Origin of the sequence: Bacillus sp. B.PNR1, from assembly GCF_030386235.1 — a bacterium.
GTDB classification, from domain to species: domain Bacteria; phylum Bacillota; class Bacilli; order Bacillales; family Bacillaceae; genus Bacillus; species Bacillus stercoris.
In genome coordinates this window covers 1,637,407-1,662,545 of sequence record NZ_JANYMN010000001.1, presented here as the reverse complement: position 1 = coordinate 1,662,545, position 25,139 = coordinate 1,637,407, and the positions used below count along the sequence as shown (strand labels likewise).

The 25,139-nt window shown below is 43.2% G+C and carries 25 protein-coding genes, 1 pseudogene and 4 riboswitches; of the genes and pseudogenes, 15 read left to right on the top strand and 11 right to left on the bottom strand.

Annotation, left to right across the window (positions count from 1 at the left end; translation table 11 throughout):
- Positions 1-74 precede the first annotated feature (74 nt).
- A riboswitch (SAM riboswitch) is annotated at positions 75-230 on the bottom strand.
- Between the two features lie 131 nt (positions 231-361).
- Positions 362-1,321, bottom strand: coding sequence for a serine protease Isp (gene isp, locus NZD81_RS08545; protein WP_014479598.1), 960 nt, complete (start codon positions 1,319-1,321; stop codon positions 362-364).
- Between the two features lie 222 nt (positions 1,322-1,543).
- Between isp and rsbRB the strand changes: the two genes are divergently transcribed.
- Positions 1,544-2,377, top strand: a complete 834-nt coding sequence (gene rsbRB / locus NZD81_RS08540; protein WP_003232560.1) for an RsbT co-antagonist RsbRB — start codon at positions 1,544-1,546, stop codon at positions 2,375-2,377.
- A 30-nt stretch (positions 2,378-2,407) separates the two neighbouring features.
- Here rsbRB and thiX read toward each other — a convergent pair whose 3' ends face one another.
- The 4 genes from thiX to thiU are packed head-to-tail and all read right to left on the bottom strand — an operon-like array spanning position 2,408 to position 5,980.
- Complete coding sequence (gene thiX / locus NZD81_RS08535; RefSeq protein ID WP_014663709.1) at positions 2,408-3,172, bottom strand: HMP/thiamine ABC transporter permease ThiX; 765 nt, start codon at positions 3,170-3,172, stop codon at positions 2,408-2,410.
- Positions 3,147-4,790, bottom strand: coding sequence for an ABC transporter ATP-binding protein (locus NZD81_RS08530; RefSeq protein ID WP_282374253.1), 1,644 nt, complete (start codon positions 4,788-4,790; stop codon positions 3,147-3,149). The genes thiX and NZD81_RS08530 overlap by 26 nt, the downstream gene beginning before the upstream one ends.
- Positions 4,777-5,376 carry an ECF transporter S component gene (locus tag NZD81_RS08525; RefSeq protein ID WP_014663711.1) on the bottom strand — a complete coding sequence of 200 codons (600 nt, stop codon included), beginning with the start codon at positions 5,374-5,376 and terminating at the stop codon, positions 4,777-4,779. The genes NZD81_RS08530 and NZD81_RS08525 overlap by 14 nt, the downstream gene beginning before the upstream one ends.
- 1 nt (position 5,377) lies before the next feature.
- A complete protein-coding gene (gene thiU / locus NZD81_RS08520) occupies positions 5,378-5,980 on the bottom strand; it encodes an HMP/thiamine ABC transporter substrate-binding protein ThiU (protein WP_071580592.1) in 603 nt (200 codons plus the stop codon).
- A 97-nt stretch (positions 5,981-6,077) separates the two neighbouring features.
- A riboswitch (TPP riboswitch) is annotated at positions 6,078-6,190 on the bottom strand.
- A 101-nt stretch (positions 6,191-6,291) separates the two neighbouring features.
- On the opposite strand from thiU, the gene ykoG reads away from it, so the two are divergent.
- The 7 genes from ykoG (at position 6,292) to mgtE (ending at position 11,704) form a co-directional block, all read left to right on the top strand.
- Positions 6,292-6,978 (top strand): two-component system response regulator YkoG, encoded by a 687-nt coding sequence (gene ykoG, locus NZD81_RS08515; protein ID WP_014663713.1) that lies wholly within the window; start codon positions 6,292-6,294, stop codon positions 6,976-6,978.
- Positions 6,979-6,981: 3 nt separating this feature from the next.
- Complete coding sequence (locus NZD81_RS08510) at positions 6,982-8,346, top strand: sensor histidine kinase (protein WP_282374254.1); 1,365 nt, start codon at positions 6,982-6,984, stop codon at positions 8,344-8,346.
- A complete protein-coding gene (locus NZD81_RS08505; protein ID WP_136654596.1) occupies positions 8,343-9,023 on the top strand; it encodes a PepSY domain-containing protein in 681 nt (226 codons plus the stop codon). The genes NZD81_RS08510 and NZD81_RS08505 overlap by 4 nt, the downstream gene beginning before the upstream one ends.
- 91 nt (positions 9,024-9,114) lie before the next feature.
- Positions 9,115-9,627, top strand: a complete 513-nt coding sequence (locus NZD81_RS08500; RefSeq protein WP_136654595.1) for a PepSY domain-containing protein — start codon at positions 9,115-9,117, stop codon at positions 9,625-9,627.
- Positions 9,628-9,707: 80 nt separating this feature from the next.
- Complete coding sequence (locus NZD81_RS08495; RefSeq protein ID WP_052438166.1) at positions 9,708-9,845, top strand: transcriptional regulator SplA domain-containing protein; 138 nt, start codon at positions 9,708-9,710, stop codon at positions 9,843-9,845.
- Positions 9,846-9,952: 107 nt separating this feature from the next.
- Positions 9,953-10,118: riboswitch (M-box (ykoK) riboswitch) on the top strand.
- Between the two features lie 90 nt (positions 10,119-10,208).
- Complete coding sequence (locus tag NZD81_RS08490) at positions 10,209-10,331, top strand: hypothetical protein (RefSeq protein ID WP_041521309.1); 123 nt, start codon at positions 10,209-10,211, stop codon at positions 10,329-10,331.
- Positions 10,332-10,348: 17 nt separating this feature from the next.
- Positions 10,349-11,704: a magnesium transporter gene (gene mgtE, locus NZD81_RS08485; protein ID WP_069149480.1), complete on the top strand. Its 1,356-nt coding sequence runs from the start codon at positions 10,349-10,351 to the stop codon at positions 11,702-11,704.
- Between the two features lie 42 nt (positions 11,705-11,746).
- Here mgtE and NZD81_RS08480 read toward each other — a convergent pair whose 3' ends face one another.
- Positions 11,747-12,079 (bottom strand): MerR family transcriptional regulator, encoded by a 333-nt coding sequence (locus NZD81_RS08480; RefSeq protein WP_003232541.1) that lies wholly within the window; start codon positions 12,077-12,079, stop codon positions 11,747-11,749.
- A gap of 193 nt (positions 12,080-12,272) precedes the next feature.
- Here NZD81_RS08480 and NZD81_RS08475 point away from each other — a divergent pair, with 193 nt between their 5' ends.
- The 3 genes from NZD81_RS08475 (at position 12,273) to NZD81_RS08465 (ending at position 13,295) form a co-directional block, all read left to right on the top strand.
- Positions 12,273-12,428 (top strand): hypothetical protein, encoded by a 156-nt coding sequence (locus NZD81_RS08475; protein ID WP_052438165.1) that lies wholly within the window; start codon positions 12,273-12,275, stop codon positions 12,426-12,428.
- Positions 12,429-12,515: 87 nt separating this feature from the next.
- Positions 12,516-12,698, top strand: a complete 183-nt coding sequence (ykoL, locus tag NZD81_RS08470; RefSeq protein ID WP_014663719.1) for a stress response protein YkoL — start codon at positions 12,516-12,518, stop codon at positions 12,696-12,698.
- A gap of 132 nt (positions 12,699-12,830) precedes the next feature.
- The gene (locus NZD81_RS08465; protein ID WP_003232536.1) at positions 12,831-13,295 is read left to right on the top strand and encodes a MarR family winged helix-turn-helix transcriptional regulator; all 465 of its coding nucleotides are present in this window, start codon (positions 12,831-12,833) and stop codon (positions 13,293-13,295) included.
- Between the two features lie 5 nt (positions 13,296-13,300).
- Here NZD81_RS08465 and NZD81_RS08460 read toward each other — a convergent pair.
- Positions 13,301-14,430: pseudogene (locus NZD81_RS08460) on the bottom strand (MGDG synthase family glycosyltransferase).
- Positions 14,431-14,521: 91 nt separating this feature from the next.
- Between NZD81_RS08460 and NZD81_RS08455 the strand changes: the two are divergent.
- Positions 14,522-15,073 carry a YkoP family protein gene (locus tag NZD81_RS08455; RefSeq protein ID WP_282374255.1) on the top strand — a complete coding sequence of 184 codons (552 nt, stop codon included), beginning with the start codon at positions 14,522-14,524 and terminating at the stop codon, positions 15,071-15,073.
- 27 nt (positions 15,074-15,100) lie between these two features.
- Here NZD81_RS08455 and NZD81_RS08450 read toward each other — a convergent pair whose 3' ends face one another.
- Positions 15,101-15,913, bottom strand: coding sequence for a metallophosphoesterase (locus NZD81_RS08450; protein WP_282374256.1), 813 nt, complete (start codon positions 15,911-15,913; stop codon positions 15,101-15,103).
- A gap of 192 nt (positions 15,914-16,105) precedes the next feature.
- Here NZD81_RS08450 and NZD81_RS08445 point away from each other — a divergent pair, with 192 nt between their 5' ends.
- Both NZD81_RS08445 and NZD81_RS08440 read left to right on the top strand, forming a co-directional pair.
- Positions 16,106-17,800, top strand: coding sequence for a DUF6044 family protein (locus tag NZD81_RS08445; RefSeq protein WP_172640762.1), 1,695 nt, complete (start codon positions 16,106-16,108; stop codon positions 17,798-17,800).
- A 12-nt stretch (positions 17,801-17,812) separates the two neighbouring features.
- Positions 17,813-18,826, top strand: a complete 1,014-nt coding sequence (locus tag NZD81_RS08440) for a glycosyltransferase family 2 protein (protein WP_069149484.1) — start codon at positions 17,813-17,815, stop codon at positions 18,824-18,826.
- 19 nt (positions 18,827-18,845) lie between these two features.
- Here the strand turns inward: NZD81_RS08440 and NZD81_RS08435 are convergent, their stop codons facing one another.
- The 3 genes from NZD81_RS08435 to NZD81_RS08425 form a co-directional block, all read right to left on the bottom strand.
- On the bottom strand, positions 18,846-20,684 hold the full coding sequence (locus tag NZD81_RS08435; RefSeq protein ID WP_282374257.1) for a DNA ligase D: 1,839 nt from the start codon (positions 20,682-20,684) through the stop codon (positions 18,846-18,848).
- A 3-nt stretch (positions 20,685-20,687) separates the two neighbouring features.
- The gene (ku, locus tag NZD81_RS08430) at positions 20,688-21,572 is read right to left on the bottom strand and encodes a non-homologous end joining protein Ku (RefSeq protein ID WP_040083322.1); all 885 of its coding nucleotides are present in this window, start codon (positions 21,570-21,572) and stop codon (positions 20,688-20,690) included.
- 88 nt (positions 21,573-21,660) lie between these two features.
- Positions 21,661-24,069, bottom strand: coding sequence for an EAL domain-containing protein (locus NZD81_RS08425; protein ID WP_289860062.1), 2,409 nt, complete (start codon positions 24,067-24,069; stop codon positions 21,661-21,663).
- Between the two features lie 230 nt (positions 24,070-24,299).
- Here NZD81_RS08425 and NZD81_RS08420 point away from each other — a divergent pair, with 230 nt between their 5' ends.
- Positions 24,300-24,914 (top strand): DedA family protein, encoded by a 615-nt coding sequence (locus tag NZD81_RS08420; RefSeq protein WP_041521502.1) that lies wholly within the window; start codon positions 24,300-24,302, stop codon positions 24,912-24,914.
- A gap of 47 nt (positions 24,915-24,961) precedes the next feature.
- Positions 24,962-25,121: riboswitch (yybP-ykoY riboswitch) on the top strand.
- The last annotated feature ends 18 nt before the right edge of the window (positions 25,122-25,139 follow it).

Here is a 25,139-nt window from a genome sequence, read left to right as displayed (position 1 = left end):
GCTAAGAGGTTTTCTCACAACAAAAAGCCTCTTTCCCATGAGAGAAAGAGGCTTTTCTACGTAAAACACTGCCTCTCTCATCTCTCAGACTCAATCTGATGGAATTAGCACCGTGCCTTATGAGACATCAGTCTCGGCGCGAAAAGCAGTGCGCCCCATTTCACAATGGTATTACGGTCGGTTGCTGTTGGGGTCAAAAGGCCAATCCCTCGCCCAACTCTCGATAAGAGAAAATGTTATTAATTTTTTGAAAAGTTGAATCATTTGTTGGTAATCTTAACAGTAATTCAAATTCATTGTCAACATAGAATTTGAAATTTTATTTACATGATTTGGAGCATATTATATAAGAAAAATAATTTTATAGGGTCAACAAATGTGATTGCTCTGCTTTTTCTGCGAGCTCATCAGGAGCTGTTAAATACAGGAATCCATTGCCTGCCAGCGTTTTTGCAATGTCAAGAGGAAGTGTCCTGCGGATTAGCTGTGCGAAAACTTCAGATTCTGAAAGCTTTCTTTGAAATGATTCTTCTTCATAGCTTTTGATTAAAGCAAGCGCACCGCTGACATGAGGGGCAGCCATTGAAGTGCCAGTAAGCTTACCGTACTTCTTGTTGGGAAGAGTGGATAAGATGTTTTCTCCTGGTGCTACAAGGTCAATCTCTTTATTTGCGTTAGAAAATTCTGATAATTCTCGCGCTACAGAAACAGATCCAACTGCAATCACTTCATTATAAGCCGCAGGGTAGGAAAGCTCTTCTGTGCGTTCGTCGCCGTCACCCTCATTTCCCGCTGCACACACGACAAGCACTCCGTTTTTAACCGCGTTTTTCACGGCTTCTTCCAGCTCCGGCACATCACTTGGTCCGCCAAGGGACATTGAGATGATATCGACTTTCTGTTCCACCGCGTAGTTAATGCCGTTGATGATCCATTCGTATTGTCCGCTGCCGTTCTCGCCGCCAAGAACCTTCACAATCAATAGGCTTGCCTCAGGCGCGACTCCGGCAATGCCTCCGTTTGAATCATTAGCTGCGATCGTTCCGGCGACGTGTGTGCCGTGTCCGTTGTAGTCGGAAATCGCATCTTCCTTGCCACCATCGTCATCCGTAAAGTTCTTCCCGCCGATGATTTGATTTTTTAAATCAGGGTGGCTCGTGTCGCAGCCCGTGTCCAATACAGCAACTTTAATATTTTTGCCTTTTACCCCTTTTGCCCACATTTCTGGCGCCTTAATCACTTTAATGCCCTCAGGAAGCTCGTTTACATCCATGATCTGCTCATTCGTCACATACGGGATCAAGCGGATTTCACCATTCATAAAAAAGCCCTCCTTTTTTATGCTTTCAAGTGGATTCAAGGGTGTTGCCTCATATTATATGAAAAAAACAACCGATCGGACAGAGCCATTTGAAGCATTTTGAAAAAATAGGATACACACCAAAGAATTAGTAATTTTCAAAATATTGGATGGCTTCAGCGTGTATGACTGGGATTTAGCTGGCAGTCAAGTTATAATGGTGTTGGGGAAAGGAGCAGTGTGATGAAACTGAATGAAAAATTATATGCGTTTTTTTCAGAACATGTGGAGCAAATGGCCGAGGAATGGATAGAAACGATGGAGGAAAGTGATCCGAATTCGCTTTACGCCTTACATAATGCAACAGTAACGGAAGAATTGAAAGAGCAGGACAGAGAATTTTACCGGCATCTGAATTACATGTATGTTTTACCGGAAAAACAATTTCTCGAAGAATTTCAAGAGTGGGTCATTGAGCTGACGAATGATCAAAAGCATCTCGACACACCGGTTCAGTATGTCATTCGGGAGTTTATGAGAAACCGGAGATTATATACGAAGTATTTTGAGAAGTTCGCAGAAGAAAATGAGTCAGCATTTGAACCGGGGGAGAAGCAAAAATGGGCTGATTTGATTGTAAAAGTATTTGATTTCACCATTTATACATTCGTTGATCACGCTGAAATGAATGCTAAGCAGCAATTAAACGCCCAGAGAGAAATGATATTGGAATTAAGCTCACCCGTCATTACCCTTAGCAAATCAACAGCTCTGCTGCCGCTTGTCGGTGACATCGATACCGAACGGGCCAAGTTTATTCTGGAAAACACGCTTCAGGCTTGTGCAAAAAGACGCGTGGAGCATCTGTTAATCGATCTGTCAGGTGTTGTGGTAGTGGATACGATGGTGGCGCACCAGATTTTTAAATTGATTGAGGCGCTTAATCTGATCGGTGTCCGGTCAACCCTGTCAGGAATCAGGCCTGAGATTGCGCAAACCGCTGTACAGCTGGGAATTGATTTTTCAAATATCACCATTAAAACCAATCTTGCCCAAGCATTAAACTATCATCAATAAAAAAATCCGCTATTTCAGATAGCGGATTTTTTATGATGCGAAACATAAAGATACGAGAAAAGATCCCGCGAATAATAAGAGAACGAGGCAAAAGAACACCCAGTCGCGCCGGTTCACGGACAGCATCCTGTAATATGTCCGGTTTCTGCTTCCTGTAAAACCTTTCGATTCCATCGCAAGCGCTGTCCGTTCTGCTTTTCTGATGGCGCTTGCCAATAGCGGTATGGTATATCGTTTTAACCCGCTGATTTTATTTATGAAGCCGCTCTCCGCCGCACCTCCTCTGATTTTATGAGCCTGCTGGATCAGCTGGACCTCATCCTTTAACAGCGGAAGAAAGCGAAAGCCTGCAATGACACCGTACGCGAGCTTTGGTGAGAGCCTGCACTGCTGGACAAGGCTCAGCATAAATAAAATCGGATCGGTCGTAAAAACAAACATCATGGATAAGGCGGAAAAGCACAAAATACGAAAGCCCAATGAGATGCCGACAGACACATTATCGCTGTTAATGGAGATAGGGCCTGCTTGAAACAAAAAATTATCCGGTGTTGTCGGCACCTTGCCGAAAACGGCGGCTGTCCATACGCATCCGAATGCTAAAATCAAAAACGGAATCGTAAACAACAACCATTTTTTCAATGGGATTCCGGCCGCCAATAGAACACCCGCAACGATGATGATATAAAAACACGCCGGAGTGTAAGGGTTGTAAATAAACGACAGCATGACGACACAACAAAAAACCGCCGCCGCTTTTACAGTTGGATTAATGAGATGTAACGGCTGCTTCATCGCGCACCCCCTCTTGATATGCCATCCATTCATATAGAAGGGGAAGGGTGAGCTTTGCTTTTTGGGCAAGCCCTGTTTCTTGAGAAAACAACTGTGCTGGAGATCCATCAAAGGCCAAGCCTGTATTGTGAAGCACAAGCACGCTGTCAGCATACGAAGAGACTAGCTCCATATCGTGTGTAATCATGAGGACAGCGGTTCCCTCTGCCTTAATACGCTGAATCATTTCCATACATTCAGCCGCCGTGCGGGCGTCCTGTCCAAAGGTTGGTTCGTCTAATAATAAAACCTTTACGTCATGCATGAGCATGGTAGCAACGCTCAGTCGCCGTTTTTGCCCTTGGCTGACCGCAAACGGATGATGATCAGCCAAATGGGCAAGATCGAAACGATTCAGCAGGTGTTGCGCTTTTTTCTCAGTTTCAGTATTTACCTTCTGGCCGAACAGCAGCTCATCATACACCGTATCGGTGACGAATTGGTGTTCAGGGTTTTGAAAAACAAATCCCATTCGTTTACGCAATTCTTTTTCTTTATATTGCTGCAGCGGCTGATCATAGAGAAGGATTTTGCCGCTTTGCGGTTTCATAAGACGGGCCAGAACAGATAAGAGCGTCGATTTTCCAGTGCCGTTCGGGCCGACAAGCGCCGTCAAAGAGCCTTCGCGCAATGAAAAGCTGATGTCTTCGAAAATCGTTTGTTGTCCTCTCGCGAACGAAAGGCTGCGGACTTCGAGCACACGCTTTCCAGAAGGAGTTTCCTTCTTTTCGGCACGCCCGGCAGGAAAGGGCTCTCTGAACAGCGTTTCTTTTGATAAAGTAAACGGCATACTCAGCTTTTCCTGCAGATGGCAGACCTTTGGAATTGCGATGCCCAATTTCTTTAGTGTCTCCGCTTCGTGCTGAAATAGATCTTTCGTCAGGCCATCCAGCGCTTTTTGGCCTGATCTATCGAGCACGATCGTCCTCTCAATCCAAGGCGCCCATTCATCAAGCTGATGCTCAATGACGAGGAGGCTGAAACCTTTTTCCCGCTGAAGATCTTTCATCAGATGAACGAATTCCCGCGCTGAGAAAGGGTCTAAAAGAGAAGTCGGCTCATCTAAAATAATAAGCTCAGGCTCCATCGCCAAAATACAGGCGAGAGCCACTTTCTGCTTTTGTCCTCCTGAAAGGGTGGATATCGTTTTTTCTTTTAAATGGGTAATACGTAATTTTTCTAATACGGCATTGATTTTCTCTGTCATTTCTTCTTTTGGAATCTGCAGATTTTCCAGCCCGAAAGCGATTTCGTCCTCCACCGTCAGCATGCAGAACTGCTGATCAGGATCCTGAAAAACGACCCCGGCATGCTGAGCAATCGTTTCGGTGGTTTCAGCGTTTGTGACCGGCTTTTGAAATAGAAAGACATGTCCGGACTGAATGCCGTCGCAAGCCTCCGGATATAGACCGTTTAAACAAAGGGCGAGCGAGCTTTTACCGCACCCGCTGGGGCCTAGCAATAAAACACATTCTCCTTTTTGAAGCTCAAACGAAATATTTTGAAAAACCGGTTTTTCGTCTTCTTCATAAGAGAAGCTGAGCTGGTCAACTGTCAGAAGCTCGTCAAAGGCTTGCATGTTCTGACGCCCGCTTCCGTTTCTTTTTCAGTTCCTTTCCGAGTGCCATTCCGTTTAACACACCTGTATAAGCGAGAGAGTCGCTGACGGCTTTACCGAGAAGCCCCGCCAAGAGCGCGCCGGAAATGAGACGGATCACAAGCATAATGAGCAGATAACCTGATGAATAGGCTGCATAGCCAGAAACAAAGAGATCGTAGATAAAGCTGGCTACTGAAGATCCCATTCCGGCCAGCATAAGGACAGGGAGAGAGTATGCTTTCCAGCGTGTTGCAAGGAATACAGCTTCAGCCCCGAGTCCTTGAACAATGCCGATGACGATGACCATCGGGCCAGACGGATTTCCCAGCAGGCACTCAACGAGAGCGGCAATGATTTCAGAAACGAGCGCCGCACCCGGTTTTCGAATGATGTATGCGGCGATGACCGAAACGATAAACCAAATGCCGTAAATCGGTTCATAGGCAATTGGCCCAAACATACCTGCAAGCACGTTTCCGAAATGTGTAAATAATAAATAAACAACGGCAAATACGATACTGATAACGGACATGATGACAATTTCTTTTACTTTCCAGCTTTTCATGTTATCCCTGCTTTCTGTTTTTTCTTGATGGGCTGTTAGCCGAAAGATTCACAGTCATGGTGATGTGGTTTGTTTGCTGCTCAGCCATGCGAAAAACGGCTTCCAATGTTCTGAATACGTCATGGGCATCCCCGTCAAGCTCGCTCGCGTAATGGACACCCTGTACAAAAGTACCTTGGGCTTTTGCGATGTCGACAGCCTTCATAATCAATCCCATATAATCCGGCTCATTCATTGGATAAAGCGCAAATTGGCACGGCGCTTCCGCGTTCAAGCCTCGGACAGCATCTTCATTGACACGCTTATTGTCTTTGGAAAGATATGTATCTCCCTGAGTGTCGCCCGGGCACCCAATGGAAAACGTGCCACTCATGACGATGTGTGTCTCGCTGTTTGCTGCATAAAGGTAAATGGCTTTTGCGGCATCGAATACATGATCAATCGATCCGCGTAACACCGTGCTGATATGGTCGGTTTTCGTCCAAACCTTGGACGTATCTGTTTTTTTCAGCGCAGACTTGATCACACTGATAAAATCATCCGTCATCGGATATAAAGAGAAGCGAAAACCGGCGATTCTGCTTGTACCGCACATATGCTCCATTTCTAAAAGCCTCCTGTTTTTTGGATAAAATAAAAAACTGCATATCCTAAGGGAATATGCAGTCATAGATCGATTAAGCGCACAAAAAAATACACCATTCGGTCAACCTGCACTTCCCCACGCTGGTATTATCCAGATCGGGTCATAAGGGATCAAAACGCGATTCTCCCGCGTTTTATCTCAGCCAAAACAGCACCCCTAGTGCTTTCCGTATACAATTTTTTATTTTGACATCATAATAGATGATAAGAATCATTTTGTAAACAACGAAATCATTTTTTTCATATAGGGACAGGAGAGGATGATCACATTTGGACAAAGGACACATATTAATTGTGGAAGATGAAGAAAAAATCGCCAGGGTTCTGCAGCTTGAATTGGAATATGAAGGATACGACGTGACCATTAAACACAATGGAACAGAAGGCCTGAATGCGGCCGCGGAAGGCGGGTATTCCTTGGTGCTTCTTGATGTCATGCTGCCGGGGCTTAGCGGACTGGAAGTGCTGCGCCGCTTGAGAAAAACGGATCAACAGACACCGGTCATTTTATTAACGGCGCGAGACAGCATTCCTGATAAGGTAACAGGTCTGGATATCGGTGCGAATGACTATGTCACCAAGCCGTTTGAAATCGAGGAATTACTTGCGAGAATCAGGGCGGCGCTGCGCCAAAATGGAACAAAAACGGAAGAAATCGGCACCTTTCTTACATATGACGATTTACGGGTGAACGAAAAAACCCGTGAAGTGAGACGCGGAGACAAAGAGGTGGAATTAACGCCGCGGGAATTTGATTTGCTCGTCTACATGCTAAAGCATCCGCAGCAAGTGCTGACACGGGAGCAAATTCTAAGCGCGGTATGGGGATTTGATTATATCGGTGATACAAATGTCGTAGACGTCTACATAAGATACATCAGAAAAAAACTGGACTATCCTTACGAAAAACAGCTGATCCATACGATTCGCGGGGTCGGCTATGCCATTAAGGGGTAAACGATGAAGCTGAAGACCAAGATTCATCTGTACACATCAATATCACTGTTGATTTTATTAATTTTAGTTCATACCGCAGTATATTTCATTTTTTCGTCTGCGCTGACATCAAAGGATGCGGCCCGGCTTGCTGATGAGACGGATAACATGGCAGAAGCGCTGCATGCTGCTGAACCAGAAGGAGTGGCTTTGCAGGACATGCTGCAGGCCTACCTGCCGGCAAATGGCATGGTGCGTGTAGTGAACGGTGATCAAAAAGCCGCCATGACGATCACAAAAGAAAAAGCGTATAAAGATTTTCCTCTCTCTTTTCACAGCGGGGAAATGGCAGATGTGAGGAATCATGACGGCAAGCTGTTTGCTGAGGCTGCAATTCCGGTGATTTGGACCGATGGACAAGTGGTTTCTCTTCAATTGGTGGAAAGGCAGGAGAATACAGAAGAGAGCCTGTTTCTGTTGAAAATCATCTTAATCGCTGCAAGTGCCGCTGTCTGCATCGCTTCTTTTTTTGCCGGCAGCTTGCTCGCCCGCCGTATTATCAATCCGATCAGACGATTAATGATGACCATGAGAGACATACAGCGAGAGAAAGCATTCAAAACGATTTCTTTAGAAGGACAGTCGCACGATGAATTGTATCAAATGGGGCTGACATTTAATGAGATGGCGATGATGCTGAAAGAGCACTACGATAAACAGCAGCAATTCGTTCAAGATGCTTCACACGAATTAAAAACTCCGCTCACCATTATAGAAAGTTACAGCAGCCTGATGAAGCGATGGGGGGCAAAAAAGCCGGAAGTGCTTGAGGAATCGATAGAAGCCATTCATGCAGAAGCGGTGCATATGAAGAAACTGGCCAATCAGCTTTTGGCGCTGGCCAAAAGCCATCAAGGACTCGTGGTTGATCTGAAAACAATCGATTTGATTGAAGTGTCGCGCGCCGTCACGCAAACGCTCCAGCCTGTCTATCAGCGCGACATTTTACTCGAAACAGATAAAGAGAGCCTGCCTGTAACAGCTGATGAAGAACGCATCAAGCAGCTGCTGACCATTTTGCTCGATAATGCCATAAAGTATAGTGAAAAAGCCATTGTGATATCAGCCGGAACGAAGGATGGACAGCCGTTTCTGTCAGTAAGGGATGAAGGTATCGGGATACCTGAGGAACATATCCCGCATTTGTTCGAACGGTTCTACCGGGCAGATGAGGCACGGAACAGAAAAACAGGCGGAACGGGTTTAGGCCTTTCCATTGCCAAGCAAATCGCCGATGAGCATGGCATTGAGCTATCTGTCAAAAGCAAGTCGGGACAAGGAACAGCTGTCACCATGCAATTCAGCGAACAGAATGGGGGAGGCCGATGAACAAACCAATAAAAACAGTATCTTTTGCAGCTGCAGCAGTTTTAGCCGTCATCGTCTGTACGTTTCTCATCATTCGGCAAACCCACGAGGACGTACTGTCAAAGGAGGCTATCATAAAAAAAGTCGAAGCCTCTTATGAAGGCAAGGTCACGAAATCAACACAGTCAAAGGATAAAAAAACATATGAGATGACCCTTGAAAATCCCAAGGGAACTTATTTTATAAAAGCTGACGCAACATCAGCTGACATTCTTTCAATGAATAGAGTAAAAGCGATGAATCTATCTGTTATGACAGAAAAAGAAGCCGAGCATCTCGCGCTTAAGCGGGTGCCGGGTACGGTCAAAAAACGAACACACAAGAATCGCGTTGCCACATATATCATTCAAAAAGAAGGCGGAAAAACATACGAAGTGAAGGTAGATATGCAGGCAAAAACAGTCTTGTCTGCCGATCAAATCAGCAATAAAGACCAACAAAAAACACCGATTACGAAAAAAGAAGCCAAAACAATTGCAGAGCGAGAAACGGGCGGGACAGCGGATGACGCAGATCTCGAAGAAAGTGAGGGCACTCTCATCTTTGAAGTGGATGTTGATCTTCCTGATGATAAAGAAGCGACAGTGAAGATCAATGCCTACACAGGAAAGGTAGCTAACATTGTCTATGAAGACTAAAGGTTTCTCATCAAATTCTCATCTTACTCTCGTTTTCCTTTCATGTTGAGTGTGTAAACTGTACTCATACAAAACAAAGGAGGACTCACAAATGCTCAAGAAAAGATGGATGGTCGGGCTTTTAGCAGGGTGCCTAGCGGCTGGAGGATTCAGCTACAACGCGTTTGCCAAAGAAAACAATGAAAACAGTCAGCCTTCTTCTAAGGCGGGTGCACTCACTGAACAACAAGCAGAATCAATTGCCAAAACAGTTGTTGACGGCAACGTAGAAGACATTGACAGAGAGCTTTACAATGGCAAAGATGTCTATGAAGTGGAGATTGAAAAAGCGGGTGAAGACTACGACGTTTATGTAGATATTCATACAAAACAAGCGCTTAATGACCCGTTAAAGGAGAAAGCAGAACAAGTTGCCATAACAAAAGAAGAAGCGGAAGAAATTGCTTTAAAGCGAACAGATGGAACCGTAACAGAAAGTAAGCTGGACGAAGATGACGGTGTTTACATCTATGAAATTGAAATCCAAACGAAACAAGGAACTGAGACAGAATTTGAAATTTCCGCAAAGGATGGCCGCATGATCAAAACTGAGATAGACGACTAATCAAACCCCCGCTGCAGCGGGGGTTTTTCATGATAAGAAACCTTCTTTTGGACAATCTAAGTGAAAAGGAGGCGAAACGCATGGAAAAGAAAGAGGAGCAATACATCAATCAAGCTGAATATGTCCCTCATCCAACGAAGGATGGAGAGTATGCTTTATTTCTTCATGAAACGTATCATTTGCTTTCTGAAGATGACGAGACACAAACAACAGAATAAGGGCTTAGGCCCTTGTTTTGTTCCGTAATTGTGATGTAAGCGCATTTATTACTTTTTTGAGTTGACACAGCTTGTTTTTTTCTGTAATCTCAGTGTGTCAATTCAATTAGGAACTTCGTTAGGTGAGGCTCCTGTATGGAGATACGCTGCTGCCCAAAAATGTCCAAAGACGCCAATGGGTCAACAGAAATCATCGACATAAGGTGATTTTTAATGCAGCTGGATGATTGTCCTATGCCATACAGTGCTAAAGCTCTACGATTGAAGGCGCCCGCACGCTTTTTTGCCGTGCTTCTTTCACCTTCAATCCTGAAGGCTTTTTTTATGCCTTTAAAACGAACCCAATCAAAGGAGGTGCGGAGTATGGATTCTCCCCATTCGAGTCAATCTGAAGAAGTACCCATATACTATGACAACAAGGCAATTGATTACACGATGAGGAGACGAACTGCCGCACCTTCTGGCGAGGCCGGCACGTCTCCGTAGAGGAGGTACGAGTCCCGATGGTTCAAAACATGACCTATGACGAACTCATTTTACGCATCATTATTTTATTGCGAGACGGGAAAATCAGGGATTTCAGAAGCGTTATTGATGAGCTTCAGCCCTATGACATGGCGTTTATTTTTAAAGAAATGCCGGAAAAACACCGCGCCCGCTATTTATCTTATTTAACTGTAGACGATATCACTGATATGATCGGGGAGCTGGAACGCGAATTTCAGCTTGCCGTCTTAAATAAAGTCGGAAAAACAAAAGCAACACTGGCGATGAACAAAATGGACAACGATGACCTCGCACAATTGCTTGAAGAAATGGATGAAGAACTGAAGGAGCAGCTTTTGTCCAGCATGGAAGCGTCAGAGTCAAAAGCTGTACAGCTCTTGATGAATTATCCGGCTGACTCAGCGGGACGCATGATGACAAACCGATATGTGTGGATTCCTCAGCATTATACGGTAAAAGACGCGGTCGTCAAACTGAAAAGCTTCGCTGAAATCGCTGAATCGATCAACTACTTATATGTTATTAATAAAAGCAAACAGCTGGTTGGGGTTCTTTCCTACCGTGATTTGATCCTGGGTGAACCTGAAGAAAAGGTGCAGGATTTAATGTTTACCCGCGTCATATCAGCAGATGCTCTTCAGGACCAGGAAGAAGTTGCCCGCCTGATTGAACGTTACGATTTCTTGGCAATACCGGTTGTAGAAGAAAACAACGTGCTTGTCGGCATTGTGACGGTCGATGATATTATCGACGTCGTTATTCGGGAAGCTGATGAGGATTACGAAAAATTCGCCGCTTCCGGTAAAGACATCACCTTTGACACAAAAGCTTACGTGGCGGCATACCGGCGCCTGCCATGGCTGATTTTACTCTTGTTTATCGGGCTGATTTCAGGAAGCATTATCAGCTATTTTGAAGATGCGCTGAAACAGGTTGTCGCGCTTGCATTTTTCATGCCGATGGTGTCAGGGATGACAGGAAATACGGGAACACAATCTCTCGCGGTTGTCATCAGAGGTTTGTCTAAAGAAGAAATGAACAAAAAAACGATTGTGCGCCTGATCTTCCGGGAGTTCAGAACAAGTATTTTTATCGGAGCGGTTTGTTCTGTGCTAATCGCGATTGTCTCCATCATATGGCAGGGGAATGCGCTTTTGGGATTTGTTGTCGCTTCTTCACTGTTTTTAACCTTAATCATCGGCACGATGTCAGGAACGATTATCCCTATTATTTTGCACAAACTGAAAGTAGACCCGGCGATTGCTTCTGGACCGCTGATTACAACGTTAAACGATATTTTATCTTTATTAATCTACTTTGGCATTGCCACTGCATTCATACACTCATTATAAATATAAAAAGTCCGTCTCAACTGCGAGCCGGACTTTTATCATTTAACGGTTTTTGTACCGAAAGTGAGCATTAAGCTGCCCCTCCAGCATTTTTTTCCGCACTTGCGGATCGTTTTTTAACATCTGTTCTTTTTTGCGCATATCCTTTAAAATCTCTGCCGTCTGTACGCCGTCTTCGCGCTTATTGGCGATATCCATCAGACGCTCCACATCGGCAAAGGAGTATTTTCTTGTCCCCCTTGAAGAACGCTGCGGGTAAATGAGTTTTCGTTCCTCATAATACCTGATCTGTCTTACGGACAATCCTGTCAATTCACTCACAATTCCGATTGAAATCACTTTTTTGTCTTTATAAGAATGATCTTCTGTGGTCATTTTTCCACCCCTGGATGTCTTTTGATAATAGTATATAAAAAACAAAGAGAAAAAACCTGACGCTTGTCATATTTTCTAACATCAAATAGAAGATTTTTGAAAAAATGCGGAAGAAAAATTAACAAGAATAATGCGTAACATACAAGCGCGTTTTATCCTTTATGTAACGAACAAACGAGGAGGAAGGATAATCATGGAGGAAGAAAAAGCGGTCTCACTGGCAAAAGAAATTATCGAGTTGGATATCAAGCGTGATGAAATGCTGGAGACGTTTATGCAGCTTGCCGGAGAACAGGCTTTTCAATTATTAAGATCCGTTCAAAACGGACGGTACCGTAAATCTTCGTAAACATAAATTCTTTACATTAGATTCATACCACGTTCATTTAAATAGAGTATCTTTTGTATAGGATACCTCAAAAAGAAGGAGGACGCTATGAGTAATTTATTGAAAACCGCTTTAGAAAAAGAACGAAGTCATTATTCTGAAAAACTCTATCAAATTGGGGTTTATAATAAAGAGGTCATGAACAAAATGACGATTTCTGAGCTTCGGAAAGAATATGCTTATTTCTTTCGGAGCATTACAAATCACAGAAATTATCCTTATACAAGATAATGTATAAGGATTTTTTTGCTTTTAGAAGGAATTTCTCGAATTATAGCGAATACGTATAGTAAGGGACTGAACTCTTATTATATGTAAGGGTTTTCATTATTTTTTTATAAAAATCCTATATACGAGGTAGATATGATGAGATTATCGTTTAACGAAGAAGAAGTTGAGCGTGCGATGAATTTGTACAGAGTTTTTGCAAGGGCTTTCAAAAGTGTGTCCGAACATAGTATCCGTGATAGCAAAGAGCACGGTTTTAATCCCACTGAATTTGCTGTACTGGAGCTCCTGTACACAAGAGGCCCGCAAAAATTGCAGCAAATTGGGTCGAGACTTCTGCTTGTAAGCGGAAACGTCACATATGTTATTGACAAACTAGAAAGAAACGGGTTTTTAGTAAGGGAGCAGGACCCGAAAGATAAACGCTCCGTTTACGCACATTTAACTGACAAGGGAAATGAGTATTTGGATAAAATTTATCCGATTCATGCTCTGCGTATTGCGAGAGCGTTTTCAGGCCTTTCGCCTGATGAACAGGACCAGCTGATCGTCCTGCTCAAGAAAGCGGGCATACACAGCCAGCATTTGCTGTTTCGTTAACGACTCTACACTCTCTGTTTCAGGAGAGTGTTTTTTTGTGTCATAGAATTCTTTTTAAAACATCTTCAATCTTCCTATCAGACATTTCTTCAAGATATTCATTGACGTGTGTTTGATATTTCTTCATCAGTTCAATTGATTGAAAAAATACCGCAAAACGTTCTTCTGCTTTTTGTACATCCCAGTTTCTTATATCTATGACAAGCTCCCTTTCTTTTAAAAGGTTCAAATTCATTTCCTCCTGTCCCGGCAGTGCATGATAAATAAATACGGGGAGCCGCTTCTGTAAGCATTCACTAATGGTCACGCCTCCGGGTTTTGTCATGATGCCTGCCGCCTGTTCGTACAAACGGTTCATCTCTGCTTTGCTGTGAAGGTAAGGAATCGCCTCAATTAAAGGGTGGTGTAAACTTTTGACATAGCAGTAGAGCTTTTCGTTTCTGCCGCATAATATTTTGTATAAGATCTTTCCGCCTGGCGACAGTTTCTGCACCCATTTTAACATTCCCCCGACTCCCATACTGCCTCCTGTGATGATGATGGTATATGGCGGATGATGCTGACAGGCATCTGCTGATCCCATTTCAAACATTCGGTGAACGGGTATGCCGGTCAAGTATATGTTTTTCTGATCGATCCCCTCTGATATGAGCTGCTTCTTTACTTCGGTGCTCGGAACAAAATGGTAATCAATGTTCTTCCGTCCCCATAATTGATTCACAAAAAAATCAGTGTATACATTCACAACCGTCAGATTCGGATATTCAGGCTTTAGCCGGTTCAGCAGATAAGAAGGCAGCGCATGTGTGCAGAAGGCGAAATCAGGCTGTTTTTCTTGGAAGATGTGCCTCATTTGCTGTGTGAACAGCCATTCGTACATGGAATAGCGTTTGTCATGTTGATATTCTCCGCAGGCGAGCAGCCGGTAAATGCCGCTGTACGTTTTCGGGAAGTATTGAATCCATTTTAAATAAGCCGCGGAGGACAGTTTTTCTAACCGCCTATACGCATGTGAAAAGATATCAATGTTCTCGGCTCCAAGCCCCTGAGACTCTAATTCAGCCTGCAATGCATCAGCGACATGATGATGGCCGGTGGAAATGCTTAAAAAAGGAAAAATGAGAATGTTTTTCATGACAGCCCTCCCAAAAAAATATGGCAACTATATTTTGGGGAGAACGCTCACAAAATATAAGGGTGTTTTTGATCATAAGGAAGGTGAAAAGATGAAAACCTGTTTCCTTTCCATTTGGAAAATGCTTGACCCGATTTATTTCTTTTTTTCTAGGCTAAGCTTGATTGACAAAGAGCAAAAAAGCGTTTTTCGAGTCAGGCTGACGAAGTATAAAGGACATCATGTCGTGCTGAGCGACGGAACGCATATTAACAAAAATGATGTGCTCGTTAAAATCCATCTGCACAATATTAAGCTGATAAGAGAACTGCAAAGCATTGAGAGTACGGTCAGAAAAGGAATCATTATTTATCAGAAAGTATATCAATCAATGCCGCTTCTTCTTGACTATATCAACAATCATAAAAAAAGCGAGAAAATCAAAGGAATCATTGGGATTACGATGCTTGACAAAGGTGTAAAAAGGCTCGGTTTTGATGTGATCACCCCGGTGAACCCTTTTTACAGATGCTTTAAAAAAATGTCCCATGTGCCGATTTTATATTTGACTTCAAAGCCTGTGAGCTTGCGGCATTTACCGAATTCATCCTATTTGTTGATCTCAAAAGAAAAACTGCAGAAAACCTATCAAAAAAAAGACTGATGCCTCGGTCAGCACAGTCTTTTTTGCTTAAATCTGATGAAATGTCACTTCAGGGCGGCTCCCGACACGGATATTTACGCCGGTTTGTCCTAAGCCTTCGCTGATATAAAATGGCTTATCGTGATGATAATGAAGACCTTTAATCATGTTCATGCGCACGAGTTTGCCCATTTTCACCAAATGATACGGTTTTGGCCAATGGATTTGCCCGCCGTGAAAATGGCCTGACAGCAGGTAATCGTAATGAACATCTTTCATATCCAGAATAATATTTGGGTCATGTGTTAGTACAAGGTGATAGCCGTTTTCCAAACTTTGATAAGAGCCGGTGATATTACTGCGATTCGTACTGTAATCATCAATGCCGATAATATTGATTGGCCCTGCAGCCGTCTCGATTCGAACATGTTCATTTTGAAGCGTGATACAGCCGTTTTCCTCTAAAACACGCTTCAGCCTCTGAAAGTGTCTTTCTTTCAATACATAATCGTGGTTACCGAACACCGCGTACATTCCATATGCAGGCTTCAGCTTTTGCAAGGCGTTCAAGTAACCTGCCAGCTTCGGAATATTACGTTTTCGATCAAGAAAATCCCCGGTAAGAGCAATGATGTCCACAGGCTGATCTTTTGTTAAAAGATACAGCTCCTCAGGTGAGACTGAAATGTTTTCCAAGTGAAGATCTGATAAATGAAGGATATTTAATTTTTTTCTGGCTGGAAGGCCGTCTTTTTGATCGATGGAAATGGTGTTGACTTTCACATCTTTTGTATTGCGGTTCGCTTTATATAGAAATGGCACAAATACGAGTATGGCCAATGAAAGTAAGATTGTAAACAAAATATATCCCCTCCCTGCTATCAGTATAGTAAGTGATCAAGCGCTATGGATAGCGGGAATTAATGGGTAGAGACAGGCTGAAAAACGGATTGTCATATGATGAATGATTTGGAAGGGAAAAGGGATAATAAATTTTGACACATGAGGCAGAACATGCCGACGGAGTCAGAATAACAAATGGATGTGTAAGCAATGTTACGGTTGATGAGACAACAAAAAAAAGAAACATATTATCTCTGGATCGCATTATTTCTCCTTTTGCTGTATGTATCCCCGCTTTTTGTTTTAAAGGAAGATGCCCATATCCGGGTCCACGATAATTTAGATTCCAACATCGCGTGGTACAAGGTTCTTGCCGATAGCGGAGAAATCGTCGGCAAGGTTGACGCTGCCATTCCGCAAATCATTAACGGGCTGCCACGGGATGCCTTTGGCACCGAGTGGAGCGGCATTGTTTGGCTCCATGCTTTCTTTTCTTCCATGACTGCCTATGCAATAAGCCAAACGGTTACAAGAGTTGTCGCTTTTTTTGGAATGTATGTGCTGCTGAAAAAACATGTAATCCCGGAGCCAAAAGCGGCTTTCATCCGAATTGGCGTATCGCTTGCATTTGCCTTAACACCTTTCTGGCCATCGGGAATGCTGAGTACGCTTGGGTACCCTTTGGCACTGTGGGCTTTTTTAAATATCCGAAAAGGGGATATCTCATGGAGAGAGTGGCTGACGCTGGGCTTGCTCCCCTTATACTCAAGCTTTGTGCTAGGCTTCTTCTTTTTCCTGGCAGGAATGGCGTGTTTTTGGCTGTATGATGCCATTACAAAAAGAAGATGGAATCTGATTTTCTTAGGCAGTATTGCATTTATGACGAGTATCTATCTTTTCGTTGAATATCGGCTTGTCTATTCGATGTTGTTTGAGCATGCACCGATGCATCGGATTGAATTTATCTCATCCAGGCATGACGTTTGGCATTCTCTTCGACTATCCGTAAAAAACTTTGTCTATGGCCATAATCATGTGATGACCGTTCATACCGTTGTCATCCTACCGATTCTGCTGCTCGTATTTGCTGCTCTGCTGTTCAAACGAAATCGGACAAAGCCAGAAAATGTTTATCTGTTTTTATGTGTGCTTAATTACGGACTGTCATTATGGTATGCGTTTTGGTTTAACAAAATTTGGGCAGTGCCTAAGCAGACATTTGCCTTTTTAGCAGAATTTAATTTTGCCCGATTTCATTTTCTGCGACCGCTTGTTATATACGTGAGCTTTGCGCTTGCTTTATATCTTATTTGGCGGATGGGGAAAGGGTGGAAATGGCTTGTGTACGCCGCGGTCGCTGCACAGCTGATGGTGCTGGCGCCTTTTAATGAAGAGTATACGTATGGTGTTCATTACAACGCGCCGACATTCAGGGAATTTTATGCATCCGAGCAATTCAACGAGATTAAGGAATTTATCGGACGCCCGCAAGATTCGTACAGGGTGGCGAGCATCGGCCTGCATCCGTCAATCGCCCAATATAACGGGTTTTATACGTTAGATACGTATAACAATCTATATCCGCTTTCTTATAAATATGAATTTCGGAAAATCATCGAAAAAGAGCTGGAAAAAAACACTCGGCTGAAACAATATTTTGATGAGTGGGGCAGCCGCTGCTACCTTTTTGTCGATGAACTCGGTAAACGATACGATTTCAAAAAGAACTCGAAGAAAACGATTAACAATCTTCAATTAAATACAGATGTATTTAAAAAAATGGGCGGACGGTACATTTTTTCTTCAGTTCCGATCATGAATGCTGAACAAAACCATCTTGCGCTTGTCAAGACGTTTGACCATAAGGATTCCGCTTGGCGCATTTATTTATATGAAACAAGATAAGGAGGATATCGATTGAAACAGCCACAGCCAGTATTAACCATCGTCGTCCCGTGTTTCAATGAAGAGGAAGTGTTTCAAGAAACAAGCCGTCAGCTGACAGAGGTTGTAGACGATTTAATTGAAGAGAAATTAATTGCTGAGAACAGTAAAATTCTATTCGTCGATGATGGCAGCAAAGACCGCACTTGGGCTTTGATTGCCATGGAGAGCATAAAAAACAAGAAGGTTACCGGCTTAAAATTAGCCTGCAATGTTGGCCACCAAAAAGCGCTTTTAGCCGGACTCCATAAAGCGAAGAATAGGTCAGACTGTGTCATTTCGATTGATGCTGATCTTCAGGACGACATCTCTGTGATCCGGGATTTTATGCTGAAATATCATGAAGGCTGCGAGATCGTTTACGGTGTCCGCCGAAGCAGAAAAACCGATACCTTTTTCAAACGCACGACCGCGTTAGGATTTTATCGCCTCATGAATAAGCTTGGGATTAAATTAATTTACAATCATGCTGATTTTCGTTTAATGAATAAAAGATCCCTTGAAGAGCTTGAGCGTTATCCAGAAGCGAATTTGTTTTTAAGAGGCATTGTTCCCATGATCGGTTTTAAGTCAGCCGAAGTGTTGTATGACCGCAAGGAACGCTTTGCCGGCAAAACGAAATATCCGCTGAAAAAAATGCTGTCATTCGCTTTTAACGGGATTACATCATTCAGTGTCGCACCAATTCGATTCTTTACGCTTTTGGGATTTGTTTTATTTTTTCTCAGCGCTGTGGCAGGGATTGGCGCGTTTATTCAAAAGCTGCTCGGCCATACGAATGCAGGCTGGGCGTCTCTCATCATTTCCATTTGGTTTTTGGGCGGGCTGCAATTGATGGGAATTGGGATTATCGGAGAGTATATCGGGACGATTTTTTCCGAAGTGAAAAGACGCCCGAAATACGCGATTGATATCGATTTGTATAATGAGCCGCTGAGCCCGCTTCAGCGCCAGGAAAAAGAGCGATTAGAGAAAAAGTACAGTTAAACGGAAAGAGCTGACTTCATTAGTCAGCTCTTTTTTTCAACTGATGTAAAATAGCGCTAAGAGGTTCGTCCTGCGGGTTGCGGTAAAAATCAAAAAATGGGCAGCCCTTCTTCTTAATTCGATCAATGACGGTATCAATTGTAAACAGAGCGGGTGTTAAAGATGATTGGACTTCATGCCAGTAAAGCGGTGCCGCGACAGTCCCGAGCTCATTTCCTCTCGTCGAATAGGGACAGATAATCGTTTTTCCTTCTGCATGCTGCAAATAATCAAGATACAATTTGCCATGCCTGTTTTTAATCAAGCGTTCAGTGGTAAATAGCTCGGGAAATGCATTGGTGCAGTACTCGGCAATCAGCTGTGTAAATTGGCGTGTTTCTTCATACGTGAAAGCCTCAAAAGACAAGGGAATATAAAGCTGGATGCCTTTGTTGCCGGACAGCTTCGGGTACGAAGTAATGCCAAAGGAGTCAAACAGCCGCTTCAGTTCATTTGCAGCCTGAACGGCCATAATAAAGTCATCTCGCGAAGGCGGGTCTAAATCAATGACAATCTCAGCCGGACGGCTGCTTCTAATGGTTTGAAAAGGAACGTGAAACTCCAAAGCAAGCTGGTTGCAAAGCCATAATAATGTAGACATATCCTCGCAGACAATATGCTCATGGCTTCCGTCATAGAAGGATTGAACAAAATCCGGCGCATAGTCCGGCTTGTTTTTTTGGAAAAATGATTCGCTCCTAGCTCCATGCGGATAGCGAATGACGGTGACAGCACGGTTTTTCAGAAATGGAAACAGGTAGTCACTGACTTCAATCATATACTGAATAAAATCTTCTTTTGTTTTTTTATTCTTTTCAAATATGATTTTATCCAGGCTTGTGAACTGAAGCTTTGGGTGAACCGGTTTGGAGTGGCGTATGACTTGCGCATACGTGCATTCGGTCCAGTCCATTTGGAATTCGAAACCGACAAACGATACCTCTCTTAGTGTGCCTTGAAGAATCGTTAAGTATTGAACAGTTGCACAAATAGAAGGTTCAAGCGTAAATTCGCCAGAAGGTGCTTGATGTCCGTGCTGTTCCATAATCTCTCGTATCGCGCTTTTTTCCTCATCACGCATTCCGTGCGAGACAGAGGCAATCGGTGTCATGATCCCGTTTTTTAATACGGACACCGTCAGAAACCCATTGTTAGGGTTGAAGCCTGTTATGCAAACATGTGCTTGTTTAAAGTTTTTATATTTGAGCCAATCGGACGACCGCTTCTTTCCAAGCCATTTGCTGTTTGTTTTTTTCGCTACAATTCCTTCTCCGTCATATTTCATTACCATTTCCCAGAGTTGATCAAAATGATCGTAACAGGGGATATATTGGATGGTTTCCTTTGCGTAAGGGTCTGGAGACGCAGGAAGCTTTGCTGCGGACATGAGGTCATACAGCGATTTTTTACGGTCCAAATACGAAAGAAGCGATACATCTTCTCCGTTTCTCTCTAATAAGTCAAAAGCGAGAAAGCAGCACGGCCTCTCGTTTGCCGATTCCTGAATCTTGTCTGGCCTTTTTAAACGTCCCCGTACTTGAAGATGTTCAAAATCTGCACGACAAGGATTCACCAAACATACGATTTCTCCATCAAGTGTCAGCGGAAGTTCTTTTTCCATAGGCTGAAAGACACTTTTGGCGAATTGTGTAATTTCAGGGAAGGTGCTGTTGAGCTCCACACCATTTCTGCTGGTTAAGGTCACACCTGAAGAATGGATGCGAAGAATACATCGGTACCCGTCATATTTAACTTCGTAACGCCATTCTTCTCCGATTGGCGGTGACGAAGTAAGGACCGGCTGCATGGTTAACGCCATGGACTATGACGTGCCGGAGGCTTTTTTTCTAGTCGTTTTCCGTTTTTTATCTCCGGCTCCTTTCGGTTCAGCGGCTTGTGCAGGTGCGGCAGCTGGTGTCTCGGGGTTCGGTCTTCTGGTTCTGTCGATGCTGGCTTGCAGTGCGCTTACCAGGTCAATGACATCTTCACGCGGTGGCGCTTTATCAGGAGTGACGGCTGTCTCTTTATTTTCAAGCTTGTCATTGACTCTTTGCAGCAGAGCCTGACGATACGTGTCCTCATATTTTTCAGGTTTAAACTCAGCAGTCAGTTCATCTATTAATGTGATAGCGGTTTGCAGTTCCTTATCATTTACATTCGATTGATCAGGTACACCTGGGACATGAGCGGCGCTTCTGACCTCATCCGGATAATGGATGGACTCCATGACGATACAATTTTCATAAACGCGGAGAATCGCCAGTTGCTGCTTTGACCTGATTGTCATATTGGCGATACCAATCTTTCCGGTTGAACGCAGCGCCTCACGCAGCAGGGTATAGGCTTTCGTCCCGTTATCCCCGGGGCCGACGAAGTAGGAGCGGTTAAAATAAATCGGATCAATTTCCTGAAGCTGAACAAAGTCAACAATCTCAACCGCTTTCTCCTCATGCTCCTGCTTTAAGCTTTTTAAATCTTCGTCCGTCAGCACTACATATTTTCCTTTTACATATTCATATCCTTTGACAATTTCATCAGGACTAAGTGTTTTTTCGCAATTTGTGCAAACTTTCTCGTATTTGATTGGTGCGTGATCCTCTTTATGGAGGCTGCGCAGCTTAATATCTTTATCTTCTGTGGCCGCATATAGCTTGATGGGGATGTTTACTAATCCGAAACTGATCGATCCCTTCCACATTGTATGCATATCGATAAACCCCTTTTTTTCTTTAGTGTGAAGAGGAGGGGGGCGATTCATGTGTAGTAACTTATGGGTGAAAAAAACAGCCGCGCTATTATTGCGGCGGCTGTTCAATAATGAATTGTTCGATTTGTTCCGGCGGTATTGGCCTGCTGAAAAAGAATCCCTGCAAATGGTCGCAGCCTTTTTCATAAAGGAGCTGCTTTTGTGCTGAATTTTCAACACCTTCGGCAATCACCTGCAAAGACAGCTGATGGCCCATGGCAATAATAGCCCCTGTAATTTGCTCTGATTTACGATGGGTTTGAATATCGTCAATAAATGATTTGTCAATTTTCAGCCTGTGAATCGGAAAGTGCTTCAAATAGCTAAGCGAGCTGTGACCAGTACCGAAATCGTCAATACTGATTCTGATTCCTAATTCCGTTAGCGATGACAAAACCTTTTTGGAGTGATCAAGATTGTCCATTGTCATGCTTTCTGTCACTTCCACTTCAAGAAGGTGCGGAGGAAGCTTGTATTTATTCAGCCTATCCTTGATGAGGGGGATCAGATCTTCGGATTGAAACTGTTTGGCGGAAATATTGATGGCGACAGAAAGATCATAGCCTTTGTCATGCCAAACCCTTGCCTGTTTGCATGCTTCATCTATAATCCACTTTCCGATATCAATAATAAGGCCCGTTTCTTCTGCGACACCGATGAATTCTCCAGGTGGGCACAGCTGCTCGTCGGGTGTGACAAGACGTATTAATGCTTCTGCCCCTGTCATTTTTTGATTTTTTGCGCTGAATTGCGGCTGATAATGTAAAACAAACCTATCGTTTTCAATTGCTTCTCTAAGTACGATCTCTTGATTCAGCTTGACGGTTTCTTTGTTCCCGATTGAAAAAGAAAAGTACCTGTATTTGCTTTTGTTTGGTTCTTTAGCGGCATACATCGCCATATCAGCCTTTTTCATCAATTCAAGGCCATCCGTCCCGTCTTTTGGAGATATTGCAATCCCGATACTGACAGATGTGACTAGAGTGTGCTCTTGGATTTTAAAAGGTTTTTCGAATTTTTGGATAATTTTTCTTGCTAAAACATCTGCCTCGCCAGTTCCTGTATTGGCGTCTGTCAATATAATAATAAATTCATCGCCGCCAAGACGGGCAATAAATCCGTTATCAGGAACTACAGATGACAGGCGCTTAGCTGCAAGCTGAAGCAGTTGATCACCGACATTATGCCCTAATGCATCGTTAATCACTTTAAACCGGTTTAAGTCCAGAAAGAATACAACGGTGTTATAGTGTAAGGTATGCTCGCGATTCAGCACTTCTGTTAGGTGAGAGATGGCATGCCTTCTGTTAGGTAAGTCTGTAAGCGAATCATAATGAGCCATTCTATGGATTTCTTTCTCTGCTCTGTACTGCTTTGTCATGTCTTTGCAAATAACATAAATGCTGTCAAGCTCTTGATTGACCTCAACAGGTATGAGCGTAATATTTAAGTGAAACTGGCCTTTTTCAGTAATCAGATCGCTATCACTGTTCATCGCTTGTTTATCTTTTTTAACTTGCTCAAAAAGGAGCTTAATCTTCTGAGATGTATAATTTCTCCAATCGTGCATGCTGAATCCAAATTTGCTGATCATTTCCTCGCCGGCATGATTTGATGATATAATGTCGCCTTCTAATGACAAAATAAAGATGGCATCAATATTGTGGTTGATTAAAGATTGAAATCTCTGTTCGTTATCCTTTATGCGTTCGCTTTGTTTCATAAACTTTCGGTCTGCATGGGAACTGAATAATAATAATGTTTGTATACAAAAAATAATTAAAGTAACAAAAATTGACCAATGAAACGTATGTACTTCCATATGGCTTCCGGGAGGAGCCGTGTCCTCATGGAAAGTTGCGGCAAGCATTCCTGTATAATGCATGCCCGAAATCCCTAAACCCATTACAAGTGAACTGATGACTTTATAGTACATAAGATGATCAGAATGTTTTTTTACGGCCAAGTCAAAGAATATCTTTAACGAGACGAAAGATGCTGCAATCGCAATGATAATTGAAACTGTAAATAGAATCGGTTCATATATAATCATTACCCGGGAAATGGCAGACATTCCGATATAGTGCATAGAAGCAATAGATGCGCCAAGCACAACTGATCCGGTAAGCAGTCTGTAAAATGTAAGAATGTTCCGGCTGACAAAATATAATGACACAAATGATCCAGAAACAGATGCACCAATGGATGCCATTAAAGGCATGAATTCATATTCCAACTGCATCTCCATCTCCATATGGACGGCCATCATCCCTACAAAATGCATTGACCAAATCCCGAATCCCATTATAAGTGAGCCGCCAATCAGCCAAACTTTACTTTTTAAACCCGTATGGATCGTGACTTTCCTTGACAGTTCAAGGGAAATGTATGAGGCGGCACAGGCAATAAGAATAGATAAATATATGAGCGTCGTATTATACGTAACGTGTATTTCCAAATGGAGATTCCTCCCGTATCTGATGTTCCAGTCTTGTTGACTCTCTTTATTATCGGCTGCTTAACTCCAGCCTTTCAGCCTTCAAGATGATAGAAATATGAGTGAGAGCTATTTTTAGTTCAGCTGACCGTGAAAAATGTGTTAAAATCATGTTGACGTTTTCCAAAAAAATAAAATGTACAATACATAAATAGGGAAAAGGGGAGTTGAAGGCTATCGAAGAGCTGGTAATGTCATGGATAGAAGCATTTAAAAGCTTATCTTATTTTGGAATATTTCTAGCGCTCAGTATTGAGTTTATCCCCGCTGAAATCGTCCTGCCTCTTGCGGGCTACTGGGTATCGAAAGGCGATATGACGCTTACCGGCGTTGTTTTGGCAGGAACGCTAGGAGGAGTGGCCGGTCCGCTTACGCTGTATTGGATAGGAAGGTACGGAGGAAGGCCGTTTCTTGAACGTTTTGGGAAGTACCTTTTTATTAAGCCTGAAGCGCTTGATAAGTCGGATCAATTTTTTAAAAAACATGGGGGCTTTGTCGCCTTCAGCGGCCGTTTTTTGCCTGGCATCAGGACATTGATCTCCATACCGTGCGGCATTGCAAAAATGAATGTTTGGGTGTTTTCGCTTTATACATTCATCGCTATGCTTCCGATTACATTTGTATATGTTTATCTCGGTGTGAAGCTCGGTGAAAATTGGAAGGAAGTCGGCTCTATTCTTGATCAATATATGCTTCCGATCGGGATAGCGATTTTGGTGCTGTTCCTGCTCTACTTATTGATGAAAAAGAGGAAGAAACGCACGCACTCCGAACATTTATCAGTATTTTTAAAAAATAAACGTTGACAAATCACCGCACTGCGCATATTATTGACGTATAAAATGATATTTCTTGAAATCCCAAAGGGGAGTAGCGTCCGGAATATATTCCGGAAACAAAGTCGTCATTTCATGGATGGTATCCATCGGCTTTGTTGGCATGCTTGAATTCATGTCTAGCAAGACCTTTGCCTTATGTCGGCAAAGGTCTTTTTTGCATGGTCCGGCCGGCATAAGATCGGATGAAGAGAA

Coding starts and splice junctions, on each gene's coding strand:
- isp (WP_014479598.1), bottom strand. CDS start 1,321: ATGAATGGTGAAATCCGCTTGATCCCGTATGTGACGAATGAGCAGATC.
- rsbRB (WP_003232560.1), top strand. CDS start 1,544: ATGAAACTGAATGAAAAATTATATGCGTTTTTTTCAGAACATGTGGAG.
- thiX (WP_014663709.1), bottom strand. CDS start 3,172: ATGAAGCAGCCGTTACATCTCATTAATCCAACTGTAAAAGCGGCGGCG.
- NZD81_RS08530 (WP_282374253.1), bottom strand. CDS start 4,790: ATGCAAGCCTTTGACGAGCTTCTGACAGTTGACCAGCTCAGCTTCTCT.
- NZD81_RS08525 (WP_014663711.1), bottom strand. CDS start 5,376: ATGAAAAGCTGGAAAGTAAAAGAAATTGTCATCATGTCCGTTATCAGT.
- thiU (WP_071580592.1), bottom strand. CDS start 5,980: ATGGAGCATATGTGCGGTACAAGCAGAATCGCCGGTTTTCGCTTCTCT.
- NZD81_RS08510 (WP_282374254.1), top strand. CDS start 6,982: ATGAAGCTGAAGACCAAGATTCATCTGTACACATCAATATCACTGTTG.
- NZD81_RS08505 (WP_136654596.1), top strand. CDS start 8,343: ATGAACAAACCAATAAAAACAGTATCTTTTGCAGCTGCAGCAGTTTTA.
- NZD81_RS08500 (WP_136654595.1), top strand. CDS start 9,115: ATGCTCAAGAAAAGATGGATGGTCGGGCTTTTAGCAGGGTGCCTAGCG.
- NZD81_RS08495 (WP_052438166.1), top strand. CDS start 9,708: ATGGAAAAGAAAGAGGAGCAATACATCAATCAAGCTGAATATGTCCCT.
- NZD81_RS08490 (WP_041521309.1), top strand. CDS start 10,209: ATGGATTCTCCCCATTCGAGTCAATCTGAAGAAGTACCCATATACTAT.
- mgtE (WP_069149480.1), top strand. CDS start 10,349: ATGGTTCAAAACATGACCTATGACGAACTCATTTTACGCATCATTATT.
- NZD81_RS08480 (WP_003232541.1), bottom strand. CDS start 12,079: ATGACCACAGAAGATCATTCTTATAAAGACAAAAAAGTGATTTCAATC.
- NZD81_RS08475 (WP_052438165.1), top strand. CDS start 12,273: ATGGAGGAAGAAAAAGCGGTCTCACTGGCAAAAGAAATTATCGAGTTG.
- ykoL (WP_014663719.1), top strand. CDS start 12,516: ATGAGTAATTTATTGAAAACCGCTTTAGAAAAAGAACGAAGTCATTAT.
- NZD81_RS08465 (WP_003232536.1), top strand. CDS start 12,831: ATGATGAGATTATCGTTTAACGAAGAAGAAGTTGAGCGTGCGATGAAT.
- NZD81_RS08455 (WP_282374255.1), top strand. CDS start 14,522: ATGAAAACCTGTTTCCTTTCCATTTGGAAAATGCTTGACCCGATTTAT.
- NZD81_RS08445 (WP_172640762.1), top strand. CDS start 16,106: ATGTTACGGTTGATGAGACAACAAAAAAAAGAAACATATTATCTCTGG.
- NZD81_RS08435 (WP_282374257.1), bottom strand. CDS start 20,684: ATGGCGTTAACCATGCAGCCGGTCCTTACTTCGTCACCGCCAATCGGA.
- ku (WP_040083322.1), bottom strand. CDS start 21,572: ATGCATACAATGTGGAAGGGATCGATCAGTTTCGGATTAGTAAACATC.
- NZD81_RS08420 (WP_041521502.1), top strand. CDS start 24,300: ATGTCATGGATAGAAGCATTTAAAAGCTTATCTTATTTTGGAATATTT.